The 24,112-nt window shown below is 70.6% G+C and carries 21 protein-coding genes; 11 read left to right on the top strand and 10 right to left on the bottom strand.

The genetic code is table 11. The annotated features are described in order from the left end of the window. Positions 1 to 3 precede the first annotated feature (3 nt). The 3 genes from OG241_RS02255 to OG241_RS02245 form a co-directional block, all read right to left on the bottom strand. Entirely contained in the window at positions 4 to 573 is a 570-nt protein-coding gene (locus OG241_RS02255) for a cysteine hydrolase family protein (protein ID WP_405813307.1), read from the bottom strand. A 112-nt stretch (positions 574 to 685) separates the two neighbouring features. Beyond that, positions 686 to 2,701: a sulfatase gene (locus OG241_RS02250; RefSeq protein WP_405813306.1), complete on the bottom strand. Its 2,016-nt coding sequence runs from the start codon at positions 2,699 to 2,701 to the stop codon at positions 686 to 688. A gap of 177 nt (positions 2,702 to 2,878) precedes the next feature. After that, on the bottom strand, positions 2,879 to 4,498 hold the full coding sequence (locus tag OG241_RS02245; protein ID WP_405813305.1) for an acyl-CoA synthetase: 1,620 nt from the start codon (positions 4,496 to 4,498) through the stop codon (positions 2,879 to 2,881). A 192-nt stretch (positions 4,499 to 4,690) separates the two neighbouring features. Between OG241_RS02245 and OG241_RS02240 the strand changes: the two genes are divergently transcribed. The 7 genes from OG241_RS02240 to OG241_RS02210 all read left to right on the top strand — a co-directional run bounded on the left by OG241_RS02240 (position 4,691) and on the right by OG241_RS02210 (position 10,492). Then, entirely contained in the window at positions 4,691 to 5,491 is an 801-nt protein-coding gene (locus OG241_RS02240; RefSeq protein ID WP_405813303.1) for a crotonase/enoyl-CoA hydratase family protein, read from the top strand. 20 nt (positions 5,492 to 5,511) lie between these two features. After that, complete coding sequence (locus OG241_RS02235; RefSeq protein ID WP_405813302.1) at positions 5,512 to 6,459, top strand: Zn-ribbon domain-containing OB-fold protein; 948 nt, start codon at positions 5,512 to 5,514, stop codon at positions 6,457 to 6,459. A 185-nt stretch (positions 6,460 to 6,644) separates the two neighbouring features. Next, positions 6,645 to 7,703 (top strand): thiolase domain-containing protein, encoded by a 1,059-nt coding sequence (locus tag OG241_RS02230; RefSeq protein ID WP_405813300.1) that lies wholly within the window; start codon positions 6,645 to 6,647, stop codon positions 7,701 to 7,703. Then, a complete protein-coding gene (locus tag OG241_RS02225; RefSeq protein ID WP_405813299.1) occupies positions 7,693 to 8,859 on the top strand; it encodes a thiolase domain-containing protein in 1,167 nt (388 codons plus the stop codon). Before OG241_RS02230 ends, OG241_RS02225 begins: the two co-directional genes overlap by 11 nt. Positions 8,860 to 8,942: 83 nt before the next feature. Beyond that, complete coding sequence (locus tag OG241_RS02220; RefSeq protein ID WP_405813298.1) at positions 8,943 to 9,185, top strand: DUF397 domain-containing protein; 243 nt, start codon at positions 8,943 to 8,945, stop codon at positions 9,183 to 9,185. A gap of 102 nt (positions 9,186 to 9,287) precedes the next feature. Then, positions 9,288 to 9,950: a CGNR zinc finger domain-containing protein gene (locus OG241_RS02215; RefSeq protein ID WP_405813297.1), complete on the top strand. Its 663-nt coding sequence runs from the start codon at positions 9,288 to 9,290 to the stop codon at positions 9,948 to 9,950. A 44-nt stretch (positions 9,951 to 9,994) separates the two neighbouring features. After that, positions 9,995 to 10,492: a hypothetical protein gene (locus tag OG241_RS02210; RefSeq protein ID WP_319091766.1), complete on the top strand. Its 498-nt coding sequence runs from the start codon at positions 9,995 to 9,997 to the stop codon at positions 10,490 to 10,492. Positions 10,493 to 10,566: 74 nt separating this feature from the next. On the opposite strand, the gene OG241_RS02205 is transcribed toward OG241_RS02210, so the two are convergent. Then, on the bottom strand, positions 10,567 to 12,564 hold the full coding sequence (locus tag OG241_RS02205) for an N-acetylmuramoyl-L-alanine amidase (protein ID WP_405813296.1): 1,998 nt from the start codon (positions 12,562 to 12,564) through the stop codon (positions 10,567 to 10,569). A 222-nt stretch (positions 12,565 to 12,786) separates the two neighbouring features. After that, positions 12,787 to 13,932, bottom strand: a complete 1,146-nt coding sequence (locus OG241_RS02200; protein ID WP_405813295.1) for an aminoglycoside phosphotransferase family protein — start codon at positions 13,930 to 13,932, stop codon at positions 12,787 to 12,789. A 244-nt stretch (positions 13,933 to 14,176) separates the two neighbouring features. Here OG241_RS02200 and OG241_RS02195 point away from each other — a divergent pair, with 244 nt between their 5' ends. Next, on the top strand, positions 14,177 to 15,673 hold the full coding sequence (locus OG241_RS02195; RefSeq protein WP_405813294.1) for a hypothetical protein: 1,497 nt from the start codon (positions 14,177 to 14,179) through the stop codon (positions 15,671 to 15,673). Positions 15,674 to 15,697: 24 nt separating this feature from the next. Here the strand turns inward: OG241_RS02195 and OG241_RS02190 are convergent, their stop codons facing one another. Beyond that, positions 15,698 to 17,140, bottom strand: coding sequence for a PP2C family protein-serine/threonine phosphatase (locus OG241_RS02190; RefSeq protein ID WP_405813293.1), 1,443 nt, complete (start codon positions 17,138 to 17,140; stop codon positions 15,698 to 15,700). A 485-nt stretch (positions 17,141 to 17,625) separates the two neighbouring features. Between OG241_RS02190 and OG241_RS02185 the strand changes: the two genes are divergently transcribed. Then, positions 17,626 to 18,066 carry an SsgA family sporulation/cell division regulator gene (locus OG241_RS02185; RefSeq protein WP_405813292.1) on the top strand — a complete coding sequence of 147 codons (441 nt, stop codon included), beginning with the start codon at positions 17,626 to 17,628 and terminating at the stop codon, positions 18,064 to 18,066. Between the two features lie 389 nt (positions 18,067 to 18,455). Here the strand turns inward: OG241_RS02185 and OG241_RS02180 are convergent, their stop codons facing one another. Further along, a complete protein-coding gene (locus OG241_RS02180; RefSeq protein WP_405813291.1) occupies positions 18,456 to 20,057 on the bottom strand; it encodes an alpha/beta fold hydrolase in 1,602 nt (533 codons plus the stop codon). A 187-nt stretch (positions 20,058 to 20,244) separates the two neighbouring features. Here OG241_RS02180 and OG241_RS02175 point away from each other — a divergent pair, with 187 nt between their 5' ends. Both OG241_RS02175 and OG241_RS02170 read left to right on the top strand, forming a co-directional pair. After that, a complete protein-coding gene (locus OG241_RS02175) occupies positions 20,245 to 21,132 on the top strand; it encodes a GNAT family N-acetyltransferase (protein ID WP_405813290.1) in 888 nt (295 codons plus the stop codon). Between the two features lie 244 nt (positions 21,133 to 21,376). After that, positions 21,377 to 22,153 carry a GNAT family N-acetyltransferase gene (locus tag OG241_RS02170; RefSeq protein ID WP_405813289.1) on the top strand — a complete coding sequence of 259 codons (777 nt, stop codon included), beginning with the start codon at positions 21,377 to 21,379 and terminating at the stop codon, positions 22,151 to 22,153. Positions 22,154 to 22,199: 46 nt separating this feature from the next. On the opposite strand, the gene OG241_RS02165 is transcribed toward OG241_RS02170, so the two are convergent. The 3 genes from OG241_RS02165 to OG241_RS02155 all read right to left on the bottom strand — a co-directional run bounded on the left by OG241_RS02165 (position 22,200) and on the right by OG241_RS02155 (position 24,024). Beyond that, on the bottom strand, positions 22,200 to 23,081 hold the full coding sequence (locus tag OG241_RS02165) for a GNAT family N-acetyltransferase (protein WP_405813287.1): 882 nt from the start codon (positions 23,079 to 23,081) through the stop codon (positions 22,200 to 22,202). 99 nt (positions 23,082 to 23,180) lie between these two features. Beyond that, complete coding sequence (locus OG241_RS02160; RefSeq protein ID WP_405813285.1) at positions 23,181 to 23,465, bottom strand: GlsB/YeaQ/YmgE family stress response membrane protein; 285 nt, start codon at positions 23,463 to 23,465, stop codon at positions 23,181 to 23,183. 118 nt (positions 23,466 to 23,583) lie between these two features. Next, on the bottom strand, positions 23,584 to 24,024 hold the full coding sequence (locus tag OG241_RS02155) for an SPW repeat protein (RefSeq protein ID WP_405813284.1): 441 nt from the start codon (positions 24,022 to 24,024) through the stop codon (positions 23,584 to 23,586). Positions 24,025 to 24,112: the final 88 nt, after the last annotated feature.

Below are 24,112 nucleotides of genomic sequence, written 5' to 3'. Positions count from 1 at the left end.
CCGTCAGCCCTCGTCACCCGCGGCGGTGAAGGTCGCCTCCGCGGTGCTGACCGTCCCGGCAGTGCGGCCGGGGGCGGTCTGGTACTGCCAGTAGAGGTTGGTGTGGGCGATCACCTCGGCCGGCTTCGGAGCGCCGTACTTCGTGAGGTCCTGCGTGGTGTGGGCGTCGCCGACGAGCGTCACGTCGTACCCGCGGACCATCCCGCCGTGCAGGGTGGAGCGGACACACGCGTCGGTCTGGGCGCCCGTGACGATCAGCCGCCCGACCGCGTGCTCGGCGAGAACCTCCTCCAGTTCGGTGGCCTCGAAAGAGTCGCCGTACTTCTTGTGGACGAGGGGCTCGGTGTCGCGGCGGACCAGCTCCGGCACGTACTCCCAGCTTTCGCTGCCCGTCTTCAGCTCGTCGCTGGAGTGCTGCACCCACACCACGGGCGCGCCCTGCGCGCGAGCCCTGTCGACGAGGGTGTTGATGTTCGCGAGCACCTCCTCGCGGTTGTGGGCGCCGTCCACCACCTGGTTCTGGACGTCGATGATGAGCAGAGCGCTGTTGGGGCGGTCGGGCAGGGTCGTCATGGGAACCTCTTCGTCTCCTCGGCGCGAATCCGATCTCGCCACCCACACTAGAACCGACCACTGACAACCGCCCCTGAACTGGCAGTTCCGCCGTTCCTCCGCGCGGACGGCGCTACTTCTTCTCCGGCCCGTACGCCGTCATGAAGCGGTCCCGGAACTTGTCCATGCTCCACTCCGGGGCGTTGGCCGCGGGCTTGAGCCCCTCCGTCCAGCCCCAGTCGGCGACGCGGTCCAGCACCTTCGGGTCGCGGGCGACGATCGTGATCGGCACGTCCCTGCTGGTGCTGCCCGCTGTGACCGTGGGGACGGGCTGGTGGTCGCCGAGGAAGACGAGGACGGTGTTGTCGTCGCCGTAGCGCTGGACCCACTGGGTCAGGCTGTCCACGGAGTACTGGATGGCCTTGCGGTACTCGGTCCGCACGCTCTTCGCGCTCTTCCAGACCTCCGTGGGGTTCGTGCCCTCCTTCTTGATCTTGTTGAAGATCGAGCCGTCCCCGAGGTCGTTCCAGGGGATGGTGTGGGCGATGGGAGACCAGGGGTTGTGGCTGGAGGCCAGGATGATCTCCGCCATGATCGGGTCGCGATCCTTCTTGCCGTGCTCCAGCTTCTGGAAGGACTCCAGGCTGAACTGGTCCGGCACCGGCGTCCAGCTGAAGTACGGGCCCTGGTAGCCGAGGTGCGTGGAGTCGTAGATGTGGTCGAGGCCGAAGTACTTGCCCTCGGGCCACGCCTTCCGGACACCCGGGACGATGCCGACCGTGCGCCAGGCGCCGGTCTTCTGGAAGTAGCTGGTGAGCGTGGCGCGGTCACCGGTGGTCACTGTCCGGTACCGCTGCTGGTTCTTGACCCACAGACCTGAGAGGAACGTCGTGTGGGCGAGCCAGCTGCCGGCGCCCGTCACGGGTGACGTGAGCCAGCCGCTGCGCGATGCGAAGCCGGCCGACTTGAGCCTGGCGTCGCCCTCCTTGAGCGTCGCGTCCATCTCCGGTGCCATCGCCGGATCGTCGATCGCCACCCGGCCGTAACTCTCGACGAAGGTGAACAGCACGTCCTTGCCGCGCAGTCCGGTCAGCAACTGGTCGGACGGCGTGTCGGCGAAGGCGTCGACGCGGAGTTGCTTGTCGAAGACCTCGGCGTCCCCGAGACCCTCGCGGACGTACTGCACACGGTTGGAGAGGTACTGGGAGTAGCCCTTGGTCGCGATCGTCACACCGCCTGTCTGCACACCCATGGTGAAGCAGACGACCCACGCGGTGCCGAGGACCAGCGTGCCGCGCACGGCCACGGGCCGGTGCCGGGCCATCACGTCGGCCAGCCGCACCACCGCGAGCGCGCTCACCACGAGGACGGCGATCAGCAGGACGATCACGCCGATCACCGCGAGCACCTCACCCGAGCGACCGAGCGAGTCCTTCAGGAAGTCCGCCGCGTCGGTCAGCAGCACCCAGTCGAAGACCAGGTCGAACGGCCGGGCCAGGGTCTGGTAGAAGCCCATGTCGAGACACTTCAGGACGGTGGACAACCCGAGGAACGCGCCCAGGACGACGGCCGTGATCCGCCGTGCCCTCGACGGCAGCACGAGCAGGACGGCCGCGAGGAAGATCGCCTCGACAGGCAGACGGAGGAACGACTCGGGGGACATCCGGTCGAGACGGTTGGGTATGAGCAGCACGCCGAGCACCATCGCACCGGCCAGGACGCTCGTGCCCACCCCCACGGCGCGTGCGGCGCGGGGGAAACGACGGCGCCAGCCGAACCAACCGGGCCGGCCGGGTTCGTCGGTGGACGAGGGGGAGGGGTCGGAGGCCGCGGCGTCGTGGGATTCGTCGGTGGTGGAAGCCGTGCGGGCGGCGACTGTCGACGCGGGCGCCTTCCCGTCGTCCGCGCCGTCGGCCGTCTTCTCCAGCCCGGGGCGCGCGCCCGTCTCGTCCGCCTCCGCTGCCGCGGCCGTCGTCGGCCCGGGCGTCTCCTCGCCCGCCGGTTCCCTGTCCGCCGGTTCCACTTCAGCCGGGGCGCCGGGCTCGGTGTCGTTCACCGCGGGAGCGCGCGAGGCCTCCTCGGCTGTGGTCCCGTCCGGCGCGTCCGCGTCCGTCTCAGGCAGTTGACGAGGGGGCGTGTGGTGCGACACCCGTGGGTCCTTCCGTGCGGATCAGCTGATGGCACGGCGGACCGGGCTCGCAGGGCAGGACCGCCAACCTCGCGTACGGCCCTGCGTCACCCTCCGTTCAAACACCTGGGTCAGCCGCGCGCACAGAGTACGCCCGTCGTCCCCGTTCGGCCCACCGGCGAGGCGTAGGCCTCCCGCCTACCGGTCCGCCCCCACTGCCATCTCCTTGGCCCACCGGTAGTCAGCCTTGCCACTGGGCGACCGCCGTATCGTCTCGGTGATCACCAGCTGTCGGGGGACCTTGTAGCCCGCCAGGTGGGTACGGCAGTGCTGCTGTACGTCCGCCAGGCTCGGCCGCGCCGCTCCCTCCCTCAACTGCACGACCGCGGCCACATGGTTGCCCCACCTCGGGTCCGGGACACCGGCCACCAGCGCGTCGTACACGTCCGGATGGGACTTGAGCGCCTGCTCGACCTCCTCCGGATACACCTTCTCGCCCCCGGTGTTGATGCACTGCGAGCCCCGGCCCAGGACGGTGACGACGCCCTCCTCGTCGACCGTCGCCATGTCGCCGAGCAGCACCCACCGCTCGCCGTCCCGCTCGAAGAACGTCTCCGCGGTCTTCCCGGGGTCGTTGAAGTAGCCGAGCGGTACGTGGCCGCACTGGGCGATCCGGCCCACCTCGCCCGCGGGCACCGGCTCGTAGGTTGCCGGATCCACCACCAGGGTCCGGGTGTTGACGCGGATACGGAAGCCGCGCTCGGGGCCCGAGTCATCGGTCGCCGTACCGTTGAAGCCGGACTCCGACGACCCGAAGTTGTTGAGCAGCATGACGTTCGGCACCAGTGCCTGGAACTCGGCGCGCACCGTCTCCGACATGATCGCGCCGGAGGACGAGACGCTGAACAAGGCTGAACAGTCCGTGCCCTTCATGGGCCCTTTGAGGGCGTCGATCAGCGGACGCAGCATCGCGTCGCCCACCAGGGACACGCTGGTGACCTTCTCCTTCTCTATCGTGCGCAGCACGTCCTCGGCCGTGAACTTGCGGTGGATCACCACTCGTTGGCCGAAGTTGAAGCCGATGAACGCGGTCAGGGTCGAGGTGCCGTGCATCAGCGGCGGAGTGGGGAAGAAGGTGATTCCCTCGCCTCCGGCCGCGACCCGTTCGGCGAGTTCCTGTGGGGACTTGACGGGCTCGCCGGTGGGGGCGCCGCCTCCCAGCCCGGCGAAGAACAGGTCCTCCTGACGCCACATCACGCCCTTGGGCATCCCGGTGGTGCCGCCGGTGTAGATGATGAACTGGTCGTCGCCCGAGCGGGCCGCGAAGCCCCGCCCCGAGGACCCGGCGGCCTCCGCCTCGGCGAAGGGCACCGCCGCCAACTCGGGGGCCCCCGGAGCCGGTTCACCCACCCGGATCAGATGTCGCAACGACGTGGCCCGTGGCCGAGCCGCTGCCACCCGCTCGGTGAACTCGGCGTCGAACACCAGGGCGGCGAGGTCCGCGTCCCGATAGAGGTACACCAACTCCTCTTCGACATAGCGGTAGTTGACGTTGACCGGCACGATCCGCGCCTTCAGGCACCCCAGCACGGTCTGGAGGTACTCGACCCCGTTGTAGAGATGCAGGCCCAGATGCTCGCCGGGACGTATCCCGCTGTCGATCAGATGGTGGGCGATCCGGTTGGCCGCGGCGTCCAACTCCGCATAGCTCAGGCGGCGTTCCGCGCCAGTACCGGGGTGGTCGAGATACACGAGCGCCGCACGGTCCGGCACCACGTCCACGACCGACTCGAACAGGTCGGCAAGGTTGTACTCCACCGCTCCTCCTGACCCCGGGCATCCCTGGCGGTTGTCGGCTCGCCGTCATCAGAGCAAAGGGCGCGGCAACTGTGAAGGGGCAGCGTCGAAGAAATCTGACTACCTGTCAGAAAACCCTTGAAGTGCTTCCTCCGCTCCTGCAACCTGTTCTCGTTCTTTCACCTGTTCTCGTTTTCAGAGGGGAGATGGGCGATGGGTGGGACCGAACACCTCACCGTGCGGCGCGAGAACGCCACGCTGGTCCTCACGCTCAACCGGCCGGAAGCCAAGAACGCGCTCTCGCTGCCGATGCTCGTCGGGCTGTACGACGGCTGGGTCGAGGCGGACGAGGACGACGCCGTCCGCTCGATCGTGCTCACCGGCGCGGGAGGTGCCTTCTGCGCCGGAATGGACCTGAAGGCCCTGGCCGGTGGCGGTCTGGAGGGGGAGCAGTACCGCCACCGGCTCAAGGCAGACCCGGATCTGCACTGGAAGGCGATGCTGCGCCACCACCGCCCCCGCAAACCGGTGATCGCCGCGATCGAGGGCTACTGCGTCGCCGGCGGCACCGAGATCATCCAGGGCACCGACATCCGGGTCGCGGGCGAGTCGGCGACCTTCGGACTCTTCGAGGTCAAGCGGGGCCTCTTCCCGATCGGCGGCTCCACGGTCCGCCTCCAACGGCAGATCCCGCGCACCCACGCCCTGGAGATGCTGCTCACCGCACGCCCCTACAGCGCCCAGGAAGCCGCCGGCATCGGCCTGATCGGACACGTCGTCCCCGACGGAACCGCCCTGGACAAGGCCCTGGAGATCGCCGAGCGCATCAACGCCTGCGGCCCGCTAGCCGTAGAGGCGGTGAAGGCATCGGTCTACGAGACCGCCGAGCTGACCGAGACCGAGGGCCTCGCCGCCGAACTGAAGCGCGGCTGGCCGATCTTCGACACCGCCGACGCCAAGGAAGGCACCCGTGCCTTCGCCGAGAAGCGCCCACCCGTCTATCGGCGGGCCTGACCCGCGAAGGAGCACCCGGGATGACCACCGAAGTCCTCAAAGCGCCCCTGATCGTCGACTTCCCCTTCACCCGCTCGCTGGGCCCCGTCCAGAGCGCCTTCCTGACCGGCCTGCGCGAACAGGTCGTCCTCGGCGTTCGCACCACGGACGGCCGCGTCCTCGTCCCGCCCGTCGAGTACGACCCGGTGACCGCCGAGGAGATACGCGACCTCGTGCAGGTCGCCCCCACCGGCACCGTCACCACCTGGGCCTGGAACCACGCCCCGCGCCGGGACCAGCCCCTGGAAACGCCCTTCGCCTGGGTCCTGGTCCGGCTCGACGGCGCCGACACGGCCCTGCTGCACGCCCTCGACGCGCCCGGCCCCGACGCCGTCCACACCGGAATGCGCGTCCGCGTCCGCTGGGCCGCGGAACGCTCCGGCGCCATCACGGACATCGCCTGCTTCGAGCCGTACGACAGCGCGGGCGGCGCTGAAGTGGCCGTGCACGACGGGCAGTTCGGGTCCATGGTCACCGGCATCGTCGCCCAGGCCCGCCTCGACTACACCTACTCGCCCGGCCGCGCCCAGACCGCCTACATCAACGCCCTCGCCGGGCAGCGGATCGTCGGCGAACGCTGCCCCTCCTGCCGGAAGGTGTACGTCCCGCCCCGGGGCGCGTGTCCCACCTGCGGGGTCGGCACCGCCGAGCAGGTCGAGGTGGGCCCCGGCGGCACGGTCACCACGTACTGCATCGTCAACATCAAGGCCCGCAACCTCGACATCGAAGTGCCCTACGTCTACGCCCACATCGCCCTCGACGGCGCCGACCTCGCCCTGCACGGCCGGATCGGCGGCATCCCCTACGACCAGGTACGCATGGGGCTGCGCGTGGAGCCGGTGTGGACGGAAGGGGGCCGCTATCCCGACCACTACCGGCCCACCGGCGAACCCGACGCGGACTACGAGACGTTCAAGGAGCTGCTTTGAATCCACCCCTCGTCATGACGGGGCTTCCTGGCTCACGCCGCTCGGTCGCTCAGCGAACGATCGAGTCTTCCGCGATCAGCACCAGCCGGGTTGAAACCAGCCCGGCTGTATGAAGTTTTGGAAGGAGTTGCTATGCGGGCTTGGCTCTCGCGCCGCAGTGAACGACTTTACCACCGGGGGACCCAGTGACACGCGAGATCGCCGTCGTCGCCTTCGCGCAGACCGATCACCGGCGCACCAGTGACGAACTCTCCGAGGTCGAGATGCTCATGCCCGTGCTGCACGAGGTGCTCGACGCGACCGGGCTGAAGACCAGCGACATCGGCTTCACCTGCTCCGGTTCCTCCGACTACCTCGCCGGCCGAGCCTTCTCCTTCACCCTGGCGCTCGACGGTGTGGGCGCCTGGCCGCCGATCTCCGAGTCGCACGTGGAGATGGACGGGGCATGGGCGCTGTACGAGGCCTGGACCAAGCTGCTCACCGGCGACGCCGACACGGCACTCGTGTACTCGTACGGCAAGTCCTCGCCGGGCTCGGTGCGCGATGTGCTGACCCGGCAGCTCGACCCGTACTACGTGGCCCCCCTGTGGCCGGACTCGGTCGCGCTCGCCGCGCTTCAGGCGCGTGCGCTCATCGACGAGGGCTACACCGACGAGCCCGCGCTCGCCGCCGTCGCCGCCCGGAGCCGGGCGGACGCGGCGGGCAACTCCCATGCCCAGCTGCGGGGTTCGGTGCCGCACGGGGACTACGTCGTGCAGCCGCTGCGTACCGGCGACTGTCCGCCGATCGGCGACGGGGCAGCCGCCGTGATCCTCGCGGCCGGTGACCGCGCCAGGGAACTGTGCGAGCGGCCCGCCTGGATCAGGGGCATCGACCACCGCATCGAGGCACACTCGCTCGGCGTCCGCGAGCTGACCGACTCACCGTCCGCACGGCTCGCCGCGGAGAAGGCCGGCGCCTTCGAACGACCCGTGGACACCGCCGAGTTGCACGCCCCCTTCACCTCGCAGGAGGTGGTCCTCAGGAAAGCACTCCGGCTCGGCGACGACGTCCGCGTGAACCCCTCCGGCGGCGCCCTCGCCGCCAACCCGATCATGGCCGCCGGGCTCGTCCGTATCGGCGAGGCCGCCGCTCGAATCCACCGGGGCGAGTCCGACCGGGCCCTTGCCCACGCCACCTCCGGGCCCTGTCTCCAGCAGAACCTGGTCGCCGTACTGGAAGGGGAGCCCCGTCATGCCCAGTGAACCCGTGGCGGTCGTCGGGATCGGCCAGACCAAGCACGTCGCCGCCCGCCGGGATGTCTCCATGGCCGGGCTGGTCCGAGAGGCGGCCCAACGTGCCCTGACCGACGCCGAGTTGTCGTGGGCCGACATCGACGCTGTGGTCATCGGCAAGGCGCCCGACTTCTTCGAGGGCGTCATGATGCCCGAGCTGTATCTCGCCGACGCGCTCGGCGCGGTCGGCAAACCGATGCTGCGGGTGCACACGGCAGGGTCCGTCGGCGGGTCCACGGCCCTCGTCGCCACGAACCTCGTCCGCTCCCGCGTCCACACAACCGTCCTCACCCTGGCCTACGAGAAACAGTCCGAGTCGAACGCCATGTGGGGACTGTCCCTGCCGATCCCCTTCCAGCAGCCGCTGCTGGCCGGGGCCGGCGGCTTCTTCGCCCCGCACGTCCGCGCGTACATGCGCCGCAGCGGCGCCCCCGACACGGTCGGGTCGCTGGTCGCGTACAAGGACCGGCGCAACGCGCTCAAGAACCCGTACGCACATCTGCACGAGCACGACATCACGCTGGAGAAGGTCCAGGCCTCCCCGATGCTGTGGGACCCGATCCGCTACTCGGAGACCTGCCCCTCCTCGGACGGCGCCGTCGCGATGGTCCTCACCGACCGCGCCGGAGCCGCCCGTTCACCGCGCAGGCCCGCCTGGCTGCACGGTGGCGCGATGCGCAGCGAACCCACCCTCTTCGCGGGCAAGGACGCCGTGTCCCCGAAAGCGGGCCGGGACTGCGCGGCCGACGTGTACCGGCAGGCCGGGATCGCCGACCCGCGCCGGGACATCGACGCCGTCGAGATGTACGTACCGTTCTCCTGGTACGAACCCATGTGGCTGGAGAACCTCGGCTTCGCCGCCGAGGGCGAGGGCTGGAAACTCACCGAGGCCGGGGTCACCGAGCTCGACGGGGACCTGCCGGTCAACATGTCGGGCGGCGTCCTGTCGACCAATCCGATCGGCGCCTCGGGCATGATCCGCTTCGCGGAGGCAGCTCTTCAGGTGCGTGGGCTGGCCGGGGAACACCAGGTGGACGGGGCCCGCAGGGTCCTCGGGCACGCCTACGGCGGTGGCTCCCAGTTCTTTTCCATGTGGCTGGTCGGCAGCGAACCGCCCACCTCCTGAAGCGTCCCCCTCACGTGGCCTGTCGGCGGCAGGAGCCGATGGCTAGGCTGGCGGCGGACGACGTAACCGGGAGGAGCACGGACGTGGCCGAGAGCACGATCCAGGAGCACCCGCTCGCGGGCTGGGACAAGCCGGAGCTGGACCTCAGCAACGCCGACTGGCAGTCGGGCAGCGGTGGGCGAGGGGATGTCCAGATCGCCTTTGTCGAGGGGTTCATCGCGATGCGCAACAGTGGCCGCCCGCACAGCCCTTCCCTGATTTTCACGCCCGCGGAATGGGGCGCGTTCGTGTCGGGGGCACGAGAAGGGGAGTTCGACCTGACCTGAGACCGCCCTGACCTTGGGTAATGCCGCGGCAGGGGTCGGCCCGCGCACGACGGGCCCGCCCCTGCGCTGCTAATGGATGTCTCGGGGATTAGCATTAGCGGCATGCGGGACCTGATCACTAGCGACATCAGTCACGTCAGCGACATCAGCGGCGACACCGGCAGTGATGCGCGGCTCGCCCTCGACCTCGCCCTCACCCTCCGCCACGACGGCGACGGCGGCATCGCGGACGACCTCACCGACACCGCCGGCCTCACCACCTGGGTGCGCGCCCACCGCGACCGCCTGCCCGGAGCTGACGGCTTCGTCGCCGATGAGGCCGCGCTGAGCGCCGTACGAGAACTGCGTGCTGCCGTGCGGACCCTCTTCGCGCGCGCGGTACGGCCCGGGGAACCCAGCCCGGCGGACGCGGCACGGCTGCTGCCCCTGGCCGAGGCGCTGAGGCTGCTCAACGCGGCAGCCGCCCGTACCCCCACGGTCCCCGTGCTCGACTGGGCCGACGACGCCGAACCCGTCGTACGCCACCAGGGCGTGCGCGGTGAGGCGGAGATCGTGGACGTGCTCGCGCAGGCGGCCGTCGCCTTTCTCGCCGGTGCGGACCGGAAACGGCTGCGGGCCTGCCACGCGCCGCGCTGTGTGCGTTACTTCCTCAAGGAGCATCCGCGCCAGGAGTGGTGCAAACCCTCCTGCGGCAACCGGGCCCGCGTCGCCCGTCATCACGAGCGGCACAAGCAGGCCGGTCAGCAGTACGGCGCCCAGGGATAGCGCCCCTGGGACACGAGGTTCGGCGGGACACGTACCATGGCTGTATGTCGTTCCTCCGCCGCCGCAGCGCCACTCCCGCCGGCCCCGAATTCGATGTGCTGGCCATGGATCCGGGCGACTGGCCCGGCAACCTCGGCGCGGGCCTGCTGCCCGCCCCCGACGGCAGCTGCCAGGGCGTGTTCCTGCGCTACGACCTGTTCGGCGGCCGAGGCCCCGCAATGGTCATCGGCAACCTGCCGGAGGGCTCCCCGGCCCGTGACGTCGCCGAGGACGAGGTCCCGTTCGAGGTGGCCCAGCTGCTGCTGGCCCTGGAGAACGAGGAGGAGGTCACCGTCGTCGGCACCGAGGACGTCCCGGTGATGCAGGGCGACAACCTTCTGATCGTGCGCCGCCTCAAGCTGTCCGAGGGCCGGATCGCCTGCGTGCAGTTCGACCGCAGCGACAACGTCCTGGTGACCATCGCGGCCTGGGACCGTCCGATCACCGACGACCTGTACGCCCTGCTGAAGCCCCTGCCCGCGGAGCTCTTCCAGACGGCCTGAAGCGATGCGCGCAGAGGTGAGGGCCGGGTTCCGCCGTGCGGCGGAACCCGGCCCTCACCTCTGTCGTCGGTGGCTCAGGGGAGTGTGAGCCGCACGTCCGCCGCCCGGACGAACGCCACCCGGTGGCCGAACTGGATCTCGTAGTACTGGTCCTTGCCGACCACGACCCGGTGCGAGGCGGTGTCGAAGGTGACGGCGTAGTCGTACTCGCCCGGCACCTTGTCCCCGGCCACGTACTTCTGGCCCGCCGGCAGCTTGTACGACAGCGGTGATACCGCCTGGACGGGCACGCCCGCCGGATACGCCGAAGCCTCCGGGTACGCCCTCCCGTAGACCGGGATCTCCGACAGGCCGTCCTTCGGTGTCACGAGAGCGCCGACGGCACTCACCGCCGTCGGGTTCGCGGCGGGATTCCGGAACCAGGCCTTCTGGCCCAGGTACCAGATCGCCGTCCAGTCACCCTTGCGCTCCGCGACCGCGTACTGCTGGCCGGTGGAGGCACGCGCCCCGACGTCGTTGACGTCGCTCGTCGAGGTGCCGTCCGGGGGGTTGGTCCCGATGTCCTTCACGAGCGCCGACGACGTGTCCGCCTTCGAGTACAGCCGCACCTCGCTCGACCCGTGGGCCGCGCACGCCTGACCCGACGTGGTGCAGCCCGTGTAAGTCGGCCGGTTCGACGCGTAGTCCGGCCGGATCGTCACCACCGCGCTGTCGCCGCGCAGGTGTGCCGTGCGCTCGAAGGGGTGGCCCAGCAGACTGAAGTAGTGCCGCCAGTCCCAGTACGGGCCCGGGTCGGTGTGCATACCCGGGACGGTCGAGGTGGTCGGACCGGGCACGGTGTCGTGGCCGAGGATGTGCTGCCGGTCCAGCGGGATGCCGTACTTGGCCGCCAGGTACGTCACCAGCCGCGCCGACGCCCGGTACATCGACTCCGTGTACCAGGCGTCCGGATTCGCGAGGAACCCCTCGTGCTCCAACCCGATCGACTTGGCGTTGATGTACCAGTTGCCCGCGTGCCAGGCCACGTCCTTCGCCTTCACATGCTGCGCGATGTGCCCGTCCGTCGAGCGCAGTGTGTAGTTCCAGGACACGTACGTCGGGTCCTGGACCATGTTCAGTACGCCGTCCCAGGCGCCCTCGGTGTCATGGACGACGATGTACCGGATGCTCTGGGAGGCCGGCCGGTCGCCCAGGTCGTGGTTGCCGTAGTCGCCATCGCCGAACTCCTCGTACGGCGCCGGGATCCACTCGCAGGACACCGTCGTCGGGCACTCGGTGCCCGCCGCGGACCCCTTACGCAGCCCGGTCCGCCGCAACTGGGCCGTGTCCGGGGCCAGTTCGGGACGGGCGGCGAGGGTGACCCGCTGTCCCTCGTCGGTCGTGCGCCGCTCGCCGGTGCGCAGTACGTCGTACACGTCGTCGGCGTACGCGGCCGCTGTCGCGGTGTCGTCGGCGCCGGAGAAGCGGGCCACCGCCCCGTACCAGTCCGCCGGGTCGGTGCTCAGAGGCTCGGCCAGGTCCCGCTGGGCGGCGGCCAGCAGCGCGGCGCCGCCGGCCAGGTTGGCGGCGGGGTCGGTGCGGAGCCGCTTCGCGGGCAGGCCGGTGAGTTCGGCCGCCTTTGTCAACGTCCGCAGACGGGGCGGGAGTTCGGCCAGCGCGGGTACCTCGGTGGTCGGGTGCAGGGCCGGCCGGGCACTGTCGCCGCGCGCGTCCTCCGTGCCCTCGCTGTGGTGCGGGGCACCGGCGAGGGCGGTCCGGGCGTCCGTGAGGTGCATCGGGCCGTAGCCGCCGGTGACACTGGGCGCCCCGGCGTGCGTGTCCCACCGGGACTGGAGGTAGGAGACGGCGAGCAGCAGGCTCCGCGGCACGTGGTACTGGTCCGCCGCTGCGGCGAAGTCGTGCTGCATCCGGGTGGCCGAGTCGCCGCCGGCAGCCGGGGCCGCGCCCAGCAACGGCAGCAGAAGAGCCGCCGAGGCGACTGCTCCGGCGGCTCTGCGCAGGCGTGGGCGTCTGCGCCCGGGATCGGTGGGGAGGTGGGTGGGGAGGGTGGGTTCGGTGGCGTGTCCTCGCATTTGCGGCCTCCGGGTCGGGCGGATGTGGGGGGAGCGGCGGACGTGCGGGGCCGATGAGCACCTTAGTGGCTCGAACACCCGACGGTCCGTCAATCATGCCCACAGACCGGAGACTTCCCATGTCAAGAGGGGTACGGGAACTTTCGTGGCGACCCGTGTGCGGGCATGGCGAAGGCCCGCGACGCGCCGCTGTCCAGGCGCGTCGCGGGCCCACGTCCCCCGTCAGCGAGTGCCGACCGCCGCGCGCACGGCCCGTCGGGCCAGCTGGCAGTCGTCGTGCAGCCGCCGCAGCAGCAGCCGCTGTTCCTCGCCGGACGGCGCAGCACCCGGGTGGGCCGGTCCCGGTGCCGCCGGGGTCGTCTCGTGCATCGAACGCTGCACGGCCAGCTCGTACGTACGGATCTCGCGCGTCAGGACCAGCATCAGGTTCACCAGGAAGGCGTCCCGTGCCGCCGGTCCCGCCGACTGCGCGAGCTGGCTGATCTGCCGCCGGGCGACCGGCGCGTCACCCAGGACCGCCCACAGCGTCGCCAGGTCGTACCCCGGCAGATACCAGCCCGCATGCTCCCAGTCCACCAGCACTGGACCGGCCGGTGAGAGGAGGATGTTGGACAGGAGTGCGTCGCCGTGGCAGAACTGGCCCATTCCCTGGCGGCCCGCCGAGTGCGCGATGCCGTGCACCAGCTTCTGGAGATCGCCCATGTCCCGGTCGGTGAGCAGCCCCAGCTCGTGGTACCGGGAGATCCGTGCCGCGTAGTCGAGCGGGGCGTCGAACGTGCCGGCCGGCGGACGCCAGGCGTTGAGCCGGCAGATGGCGCTGAGTGCCGCCCTGATGTCCGCACGCGGTGGTGCCTCGGCCGGATGCCGCTGCAGGGCCGCGACCCGGCCCGGCATCCGCTCGATGACCAGGGTGCAGTTGTCCGGATCCGCCGCGATCAGCCGGGGCACCCGCACCGGCGGGCGGTGCCGGACGAACGAGCGGTACGCCGCTATTTCGTGCCGGATGCGCTCGGCCCACGCTGGGGACTGATCCAGTAAACATTTCGCGACGGCCGTGCTGCGCCCTGTCGTCCCGACCAGGAGCACGGAGCGTCCACTGCGGCGCAGCACCTGCACGGGTGCGAACTCCGGGCAGATCCGGTGCACCGACGCGATGGCCGTGCGCAGTTGGGCGCCCTGGGGTCCGGACAGGTCGAGTCTGCCGCTGAGCGGCTGGGTGCCGATCCCCGGCAGCCGTCGTGTCCGGCCGGCGCCGGCACCCTGGGCCGGGGCCGACGGACGCGCGGGGTCGAGGTAGGGGCCGCTGCCACCCGGGCGGGGGTGCAGCAGCCGCGGAGGGGCGGACACGGAGGACGATGCTGCGTACATGGGAGAAACAGATCCCTTCGTGTGCCTGCGACGGTCATGCGCTACCCGGCCCGGTCTCCCTGGTACACCCTGGGGAGTGCACCTGCTGAAAGGGATGGCGACCGGGTCGGGGTGGCGCATTCCTACCTGACACCCGGTGACCAGTGGCACACCATCTGGCGAACCCTGGCGAACCCTGGCGAATAGTCGCTCAGCAACTGACAGACGGTTACTGTCAACTCAGCCGAGAACCTGGGGGCTTGACGTGAGCGGACAACCCAACACTCGTCTGACGGACCTGTTCGGCCTGGCCGGCTGGTCCAAGGGCGAACTCGCGCGGCTGGTCAACCGGCAGGCGGCGGCCATGGGCCACCCCCAGCTGGCGACCGACACCTCGCGGGTGCGGCGGTGGATCGACATGGGAGAGATCCCGCGCGATCCGGTGCCGCGCGTACTGGCTGCCCTGTTCACCGAGCGTCTCGGCCGTGTCGTGACCATAGAGGACTTAGGTCTGGTCCGGCACGGGCGTGTGGGGAAACGGCCGGGCGGCGGGAGTGCGGAAGCTCCCGACGGTGTGCCGTGGGCGCCCGAACGGACTGCCGCGGTCCTCACCGAATTCACGGGAATGGACCTCATGCTCAACCGACGCGGCTTGGTGGGAGCGGGCGTCGCTCTCACCGCAGGCTCCGCACTCAGCAGTGCCATGCACGACTGGCTGCACACCGACCCGACTCTCTCCGTCGACGCACCCGACCTCGACGATCCCCTGCACGCTGATCCCGCCGGTTTCGACCGGTACGAGGCCGCCCCCATCGGGTGGCAGGAGATCGAGGAACTGGAAACCGCGGTCGAGGTGTTCCGGAAATGGGACGCCGCCCGCGGCGGAGGTCTCCAGCGCAAGGCGGTGGTGGGTCAGCTCAACGAGGTGGGCGGCATGCTCGCCTACCGACATCCCGAACCCCTTCAGCGGCGCCTGTGGGGCGTCGCCGCCAACCTCGCGGTCCTCGCCGGCTGGATGTCGCACGACGTCGGCCTGGAACCCACGGCCCAGAAGTACTTCGTCATCGCCGCCCATGCGGCCCGAGAGGGCGGCGACCGGCCGCGCGCCGGGGAGGCGCTCTCCCGGGCGGCCCGCCAGATGGTGCACCTGGGCCGGCCCGACGACGCGCTCGACCTCATGAAGCTCGCCAACTCCGGTTCGGGCGAGGAGACCCTGCCCCGCACCCAGGCCATGCTGTACACCGTCGAGGCCTGGGCGCAGGCGTCGATGGGGCGCGGTCAGGCGATGCGCCGCACCCTCGGCCAGGCGGAGGACCTCTTCGTCTCCGACAAGGGTGATGTGCCGCCGCCGAGCTGGATGCAGATGTTCAAGGCGGAGGACCTGTACGGCATGCAGGCTCTGGCCTACCGGACCCTGGCCGAGCACGAGCCGACCGCGGCGGTGCAGGCCCAGTACTACGCCCAGAAGGCCCTCGAACTGAGGGTCGACGGCCGGGAGCGGTCGAAGATCTTCGACTTCCTGTCCATGGCCTCCGCCTGTTTCATCGCGGACGATCCCGAACAGGCGGCCGGGTACGCGCGGTTGGCCCTGGTGTCGATGGGCTCTAACTCGTCCCGTCGCACCTGGGACCGGCTGCGCGAGATGTACCGGCTCACCGCCGAGTACTCCAGCTTTCCCAAGATCAACGAACTCCGCGAGGAGATCAAACTGTCGCTGCCCAAGCCGACGAGGGGGAGGGGCGGGAACAACGCGCGGGTCTAGGCCCTCGTGCGGGGGCTGCGGGGTTTACGGGGTCACCCTGGCGACGAGTACACAGGCGTCGTCCTCGCGCTCGGTCTCGCCGAACTCCTCCACCACCGCCCGTACACAGTCCTGCGCGGTCCGCGCCTCGCCGAAGCGTGGGGCCAGTTCGAGCAGGCGGTGCGCGGCGGTGGTGCCTTCCGGGAGTCCGGGTACCAGTCCGTCGGTGTGCAGGAGGAGCACGTCGCCCGGTTCGAGGGTCTCCTCGGCCTGTCCGTAGACGGCGCCCGAGGTCGCGCCGAGGAGAACACCGTCCGGTGGGTTCAGCACGCGCCCCGTCCCGTCGCGGAACAGCAGCGGGGCGGGGTGTCCTGCCTGGGCCCAGGTGAGGGTACGGGTGTTCGGCCGGTAGCGGCAGCAGACGGCGCTGCCCAGGGCCGGCTGGACGGACGCGTCGAGTAACTGGTTGAGCCAGGTCATGAGTTGGCCCGGCTGGGTGCCCGCCACCGCCATGCCGCGCAGCGCGCCCAGCAGCATCGCCATGCCGGAGGTCACGGTCACGCCGTGTCCGGTGAGGTCGCCGACGCTCAACAGGGTGTCGCCGTCGGACAGTTCGAGCGCGTCGTACCAGTCGCCGCCGATCAGGGCGCTCGTCGAGGAGGGGAGGTAGCGGGCGGCCAGATCGAGGGACTCGGGGCCCTGGTGCGGGAGCCGCAGGGAGCCGCGCCACGGCGGCAGCACGGCCTCCTGCAACTCGACCGCGAGCCGGCGCTCGGACTGCGCGTGGTGCCGGTGACGCTGCAACGAGTCACGGGTCTCGCTCACCGTCCGCTGGCTGCGGCGCAGTTCGCTGACGTCCCGCAGCACGGCCCACATGGAGGCGGTGCTGCCGTCGGCGTCGAGCACGGGCTCGCCCATCATGTGCACGGTCCGTACACCGCCGTCGGGCCGCAGGACGCGGAACTCGCCGTCGATGGGCTTGGCGTCGATCAGACAGTCCGTGACCATCGCGGTGAGCCTCGGCCGGTCCTCGTCGAGGACCAGGGAGGGAAGCTCGTCGAGGGTGAGGGGGTCCGCAGCGGGATCCCGGCCGAGGATCTGGTACAGCTCACCGGACCAACTGGCCTCGTCCGTAAGGAGGTTCCACTCCGCGCTGCCGACCCGACTGAGGAGCGAGTCGCGCCGGGGAGCGGTCGCCACGGCTGCCACGGCGGGCAGTGTCCCGGCGGTCTCGGGGGCCTCGGGCAGGGGCTGCGGTCCGTCCCGTAGCTGGGCCAAGTGCTCGTCGAGGTCGCTCAGCTGGTGCATTGCCAGGTCGTACAGCGCGCGCTGCCAGCGTCCCTGCGGGTCCGTTCCGTCGGCCGGGGTGTCTCGTCGTACGGCGTCCACGTCACCTTTGAGCTGTCGGGTCTGTGTGATGAGCGCGTCGACGGAGCCGCGCGCGGGAGGCTGGGCGGCTGGACGGTCCGCGGAGAGATGGGGCGGCATGACGCACTCCGATGAAGGGACGGTACGACCAAGGCTGACGGAAGACCGGTTACGACTGTTGCACAGCCTGCGACGCCCTGTAAGGGATTTGGCAACACACGAGACGGTGGTGCTTCTGGCATATGCCACGGTCTTCTTGGACGGTTTTCCTGGTACGGAAACGGTACGCGTCCGGCATGCCAAGTCGTAGGCGGGGTACGCGACTTGGTGGATCAATGGAGCTGAGTGGCAACTCATTCAGGCGCGTGTTCGACGGTCTTTTGTGCGATCCGCGGCGATGTGTTGTGGGGGCGCATCGTCAGGTTGCCCCCGAATCGCCCAAGGGTCCGTGATCCCTGCGGAAAACCACGCATGTCAGTGACGCAGCTCACATTAAAAGCTGTGGGTTCCGCGTAATCGGAGAGGCCATTTCGGGGTCGTAACACCACGTCGGCACAACGCGTCGGCATCACCACCGTCGGCCCGAACCGGGAGCGGAGACTGCCATGGATGTCACCCTCGAACAGCCCGCGCGAGCACGGCTGATCACCTCGGAGGAGCAGGAGCTCCCCGTCCGCGCCACGCTCCGCTACGCCTCGACGGATCCGCTGGCCGTGCACATCGACTTTCCGGCCGAGGCGGCCCTGGACGGCGAGGGGGTGAGCTGGACCTTCGCCCGGAGCCTTCTGGAGGAGGGAGTGCGGCGTCCCGCCGGGAGCGGTGACGTCCACATCTGGCCGTGCGGGCCCGCACGAACGGTCCTCGAACTCCACTCGCCGCACGGCCTGGCCCTGCTCCAGTTCGACACACCGGCCATGCGCCGCTTCCTGCTCCGCACCTTCGCCGTGGTCGCGGCCGGGAGCGAGGACCTCGGCGACGCCGTCGACCGCGGTCTGTCCGACCTCCTCGGCGCCCCTTCGGCGGGGAGCGAGGGCCGGGAGCAGTAGGCCTCGGTGAGCGTCCTGTGCGTCCGCTACGAAGCGGACCTCCGCGTCGGTGCTCAGGCACCGTCCCCGCGGGCGCCGCACTCCGGTCGGTCACGCGCGGTTCCGAGGTCCCGCCGGACCGCCGCGGCCCGATCGCGCCGGCGCTACGCGACCAGGGGTCGGACGGCGTGCCACAACGTCTCCGCGCAGGCGTGCCGACACCGCTGCGCGGGACGTGCGTCGCGTTCCCCGGTGGCGGTACCCGCCTCGGTGAGAGCGACCAGGGCCTCCGGATCGCCGATCACGTGCAGTGGCCGCGGGGTCTGCCTCGGTGGCGGGCCTCCATACGTGCACGATAGGGCCGATTCAGGCGTCAGGCATTCGGAGGATCCGGTGCCCGCGTGCCGGCCTCAGCCGGCGTCGTCCGCGCCGCAGGAACTGCCGTCGGCCGGGAGCGAGCCGTCCAGCAGGAACGCGTCGACCGTGCGGTGCACGCACTTCGAGGACCCGTACCCGGTGTGGCCCTCGCCCTTGTTGTCGAGGACGACCGCCGACGAGCCCAGCCGCTCGGCCGTCTCCGTGGTCCAGCGGTACGGCGTGGCCGGGTCGCCGCGCGTCCCCACCAGGAGCATCTTCGGCGTGTCGACGTCCCGTACCTCTGTACGAATGAAGTCCGTGCCCCTTGGGCGGCCGTAGCAGGTCAGGACCTCGGTGAGGCGGTAGCGGCCGAACACCGGGGATGCCTGCTCGTACCTGGCGCGCAGGGCGGCGAAGTCCTTGGTGATCCGGGCCGCGGTGGGCCGGTCGGGATCGTCGGCGCAGTTGATCGCCATCAGAGCGGCCGGGAGGTTGTCGATGGGTACCTCGACCTCGTCGACGAGCCCGCCGTCGGAATCCGGGGAGGGGGACTGCCGCTCGGCGCTCAGTCTCGGCAGGGCGGGGACAGCCGTGCCTCCGCCGCCGAACGCCATGATCCCGCGCGCGTCCCCGTCCTCGACCAGCGCGGCAAGGGCCCGCTCCAGGGGAGGCCACATCCGCTTGCTGTAGAGGCCCTGGCCGATGGCGCCCACGAGGTCCTGGCCGGAGAAGTGGTCACCGTAACCGGTCGGCACCGGGTCCCTGTCGAGTGAGCCGACCAGGGCGACCACCCGCTCGCGGGCGGTGCGCGCGTCCTGCCCGAACGGACAGGCGATGTCCATCACGCACCAGTTGAGGAAGCCTTCCAGCGCGGTCTGCTGCCCGGCGGCGCCCGCGAGGCCCTGCTCGGCGAGCGACTCGGTGAGGGTGTCGACGCCGTCGAGGACGAACCGGCCCACCTTCGTGGGGAACTGGGCCGCGTAGACCGCGCCGAGCCGGGTCCCGTACGAGAATCCGAGGTAGTTGAGCTTCTTGTCGCCGAGGGCCTGGCGCATCACGTCGAGGTCGCGGGAAGCGTTGACGGTGCCGATGTGGCGCAGCACGGGCCCGGAGTGGCGCGCACAGGCCTGCGCTGCCCTGCGCAGGTGTTCGAGGACTGCACGCGGATCGTCCCCGGCCCCGCCGCCGGTCTCCTCGGTGTCGGTGTCCGCGCCCTCGCCGCAGCTGACGGGGGAGGATCTGCCGACACCGCGCGGATCGAACGTGACGACGTCGTAGCCGTTCGTGAGGCCCATGAAGTCCTTGCCCTCATAGGCGAGTTGGCTGACCCCCGCGCCGCCGGGCCCGCCGAAGTTCAGCAGCACGGAACCCCGGGAGCTCCCGGTCGCCCGATAGCGGGCCATCGCCAGGTCGAGCGTGCGGCCGCCGGGCTTGGCGTAGTCGAGCGGGACGGTGACCTTGCCGCACTGGAGGTCGGCCGTCGGCACGTCGTCCATCGCTGCCTCGTCGGCGCACGCCGACCACTTGACCTTCTGGTGGTAGAAGCGGGACAGGCCGGGCTCGTCGTCGGCCGCGGCCACCGTCGGCGCACCTGTTCCCAGCAGGGCGAGTGTCGTGGCCGAGGCGAGCGCCCGGCGTCGGTACGCGGACCGCATGAATGCCTCCTGAGGCGGCCCCGGCTGCGGGCCGGGACGGCGCCCTGATCACGATAAGGGGGTGGACAGAGCCCCGCCTCCCGGCAGGCCGGGGCGCCGGGAGTGCCGGGCCGGATGGTCGCGCCGCCTTCGGGATCCATGGTCCGATGGGGCCGCATCCCCCCACTGAACGGAACGGAGCACCTCCATGATCTCCTCCGCCGGCGCCCTCCCCCCGGTCTCCGACGACCTCGTCGTCACCCGGGCCACGCCCGAGGACTGGCCGGTCGTCACCGGATGGGCGGCCGACGAGGGCTGGAACCCGGGGCTGTCGGACAGTGCTGGGTTCTTCGCGCAGGACCCGGAGGGATTCTTCGTCGGCAGGGTCGGCGGGGAGCCGGTGTCGGCGATCTCGGTCGTCAACTACGGTGACGCGTACGCCTTTTTGGGTTTCTATCTCGTGCGTCCCGATCTGCGGGGCCGCGGTTACGGGATCACGACCTGGAAGACCGCGCTGGCCCACGCCGGAAGCCGTACCGTCGGCCTCGACGGAGTCGTCGCCCAGCAGGACAACTACCGGCGCTCGGGCTTCGAGCCCGCCTACCGCACCGTCCGGTTCACCGGAACCGCCCCCGCCGCCGAGACCCCGGCGCGTGTGCGTCCCGTGCGGCCGACGGACCTGGCGGCGATCACGGCGTACGACACCCTCTGCACCCCCGCCGACCGGCCCCGTTTCCTGGAGTACTGGCTGACGGCTCCCGGGCACCGCGCCTTCCTGCGTGAATCCGGTGACGGCACCGGGAGCCGTGCCGTCACCGGCTACGGAGTCGTCCGCCCCGGCCGGGACGTGCCCCGTATCGGCCCGCTGTTCGCCGACACCGCCGACGACGCCCGGGCGCTGTTCGCCGCGCTCACCGCCGACGCGGCCGGGACGGAGGTCGCGGTCGACGTCCCCGAGCCGAACACGGCTGCCGTCGCGATGGTGCGGGAGGCGGGATTCTCGCCGTCCTTCGAGACGGCACGCATGTACACCGGTCCCGTGCGGGAGTTCGCGCGGGAGAGGGTCTTCGGGGTGACCACGCTCGAACTCGGTTAAGGGCCAACGCCCTTGACCGGGCCCTCGACTGTCACACCGGGCGTTCGTCGCCGTCGCCAGGGCCTCGGCGGCCAGTTCCACGCAGCGGCGCAGGGTACGTCCGTACGCCCGGAGAGCGGGACGGGCGCCGGAGGGGCCCTGGTAGCACCGAACACTGCTTCGCGTATGCGAATGGCCTGAACCGTGATGTATCGCGGACGCCAATACCGTTGCGCTTGCCGCATCGGGGTGCTGGAGTAACGGCATGGATCATGCAGCGGTGCTCGCCCTTTACGACCGGGACATGCGCGAAGGGGCGCAGCCCGACGGGCCAGGCGCTCGGATCGAACGGGTGGGCGGGGTGGTGCGCCAGGTCGCCGACGCCCAGGGGTGGAACGGGGTCGTCTGGTCCGACCTCGACGATGCACGCGCCGACGAGGCGATCGCCGAGCAGATCCGCCACTACGGCAGCCTCGGACGGACGTTCGAGTGGAAGCTCTACGGCCACGACCTGCCCATCGACCTCGGGCAACGGCTGCGGGCGGCGGGGTTCACGCCCGAGCCCGAGGAGACGCTGATGATCGGTGAGGTCTCCGGGCTGACCTTCGACACCGACCCGCCCGAGGGCATCCGCCTCGTGCCGGTGACCGACCAGGCCGGCGTCGACCTCGTGGCGGACGTGCACGAGAAGGCGTTCGGCACCGACAGCTCCCGACTGCGGCGCCAGCTGCTCGCCCGGCTCACGGACGACCCGGACACGGTCACGGCCGTGGTGGCGCTGGCCGGCGACGAGCCGGTGAGCGCGGCCCGCATGGAACTCGTGCCCGGTACCCGGTTCGCCGGGCTGTGGGGCGGCGGCACCGTCGAGGCCTGGCGCGGTAAGGGCATCTACCGTGCCCTGGTCGCCCACCGCGCCCGCGACGCCGTGAAGCGCGGCTACCGCTACCTCCAGGTCGACGCCTCTCACCAGAGCAGGCCCGTCCTGGAGCGACTCGGCTTCGAGCCCCTCACCACGACGACGCCGTACGTCTACGAGGCCTGAGCCCTGACGACCGGAGCGGCGGCCGGATCGCCGGGCGGCGCCGGTCTCACAGCCCGAGCTGGTACTCCACCGCCCTGTGCGTGGGCACGTACCCCAGCTCGTCGTTGATACCGAGCATCGGCGCGTTACCGGTCGCGGTGTCGGTGAGCAGTCCCGTGAGTCCGGGGTGGAGTTCACGGGCCCGGCGGATCGACTCGGCCTTCATCCAGCGCCCGAGACCTCGGCCGCGGTGCTCGGGCAGCACCGCCGTGCCGTAGTGCTGTCCGTCGCCCTGTCCGTCGCCCGGTACCACCAGCTCGGAGAAGCCGGCGACCGAACCGTCCGCCGTGTCCAGCGCGGCCACGGTGTAGAGCAGGTCGCCGCGCCTGGCGACCGCCTCGGCCGCCGCAAGGACGCGGTCGACGTCCCAGACGACCGTGCCGTAGTCGGTGTCCTCCATCGGCATGTCGTCCATGGCGCGGCGCGAGTCGGCATAACTCCGCGCCAGTGCGGGCGGCACGGCCCCCTCCCAGGCCGTCAACCGGTAGCCGGGGTGCGGGAGTTCGGCGAGCCGGGTGATCTCCGCGAGGTCCACGTCGGCGAGCGTCAGCCGGGCGTACGTCAGTGCCAGCACCCGGTGAAAACCCCGGGCCGCCAGGAAACGGTCGCCGGGGGAGTTCTCCTCGGCCTGTGCCAGGAGCGACCGTCGACCGTCACTGCGGGCCGCGGCGACGGCGGCCTCCAGGAGCCGGGTGCCGACACCCCGCCGTCGCTCGGCAGGGTGGACGGAGATCTCCGCCTCGGCGAGATGCTCCTGGCCCTCCCTGCTGAACAGGCGCAGGTAGGCGGAGCCGAGCGGTACACCGACCTGGTCGGACACCAGCCAGGCGAGCCGCCGGCTCGACGCGCCGGGTTCGGGATCGGTGAGTGCGGTGATGCGTGGGGGCAAGGGGGCTCCGTGACATGAACGTGGGTGGTGGTCCGCCGAAACTAGTCGCGGCGGACCACCACCCACAAAGGAATTTCGGGGCCCCTCACCCTCGCCCGGTCACCGCCGCCTGCCGTGCGCGCGACGCGGTGCCTTCGCCCGGTCCAGCGCGGCCACACCGAAGGCGGCGAGCCCGATCTGGATCAGCCACTCGACCCAGTCGACGCCGTCCGTGTCGGACACGTCGAACCCGGCGGCGATCGCCGAACCGACGAGTGCGGCCACGATACCGACGACGATCGTCCACAGGATTCCGATGCGCTGGCGCCCCGGGACGACGAGCCGACCCAGGATACCGATGACGGTGCCGATGATGATGGCGCCGATGATGCTCGAGATCGTCATTTCCGCCCCCACTTCGCCGTTTTTGGCCACTCCCCTTCCTAGTGCCCGCTGTGGCCCGGGACAGTCCGCCGAACGGCGAGCGAGCCCGGTCCCTTGGCGGGGACCGGGCCGCTTCCACCTACACTCTGGGAGCACTTCTCGCTGTCGCGCCCGCACTCAACAGCCCAAGGAACAGGGCCAGGGCGCCGATGATGATGTTGTTCAGCACGACACCCGCGTCAGGGCTGGTGCCGACGATCCACGGCGAGACGATCATCCAGATACCCATCGCGCACAGGGCCCCGCTGAGGCCGTACATGCGTTCCGGGGTGTTGGTGAACCCGAGAGCCAGCAGGCCGATCGCGATGCCCATGATCAGGTTGTGGGTCACGAGCGGGGGCTGGCTTGTCGTGTAGTGGAGGATCCAGGGGGATGCCGCGCAGTACAGACCGACGAGGAACACCGGTCCGTCCACGAGCGCGACATCGCGACCGCCGAGCATGCGGGCGTACCGGGCTCGCATTTCGGATACATCAGGGTGGCTGTGGATGTCACCACTGGTGTGCGAGACATTGGCCATGACTCGTCTCCTTCGACTGTGCAGGCCTGACCGCTTCTGTGCGGTATGCGGTAAATGCCGCGTACTCACATTGTGCTCTTATTTTTCC

Source organism: Streptomyces sp. NBC_01390 (genome assembly GCF_045040105.1).
GTDB lineage: Bacteria > Actinomycetota > Actinomycetes > Streptomycetales > Streptomycetaceae > Streptomyces.
The sequence above is the reverse complement of the archived record's forward strand: the minus strand, read 5'-3'. Positions and strand labels throughout refer to the sequence as shown.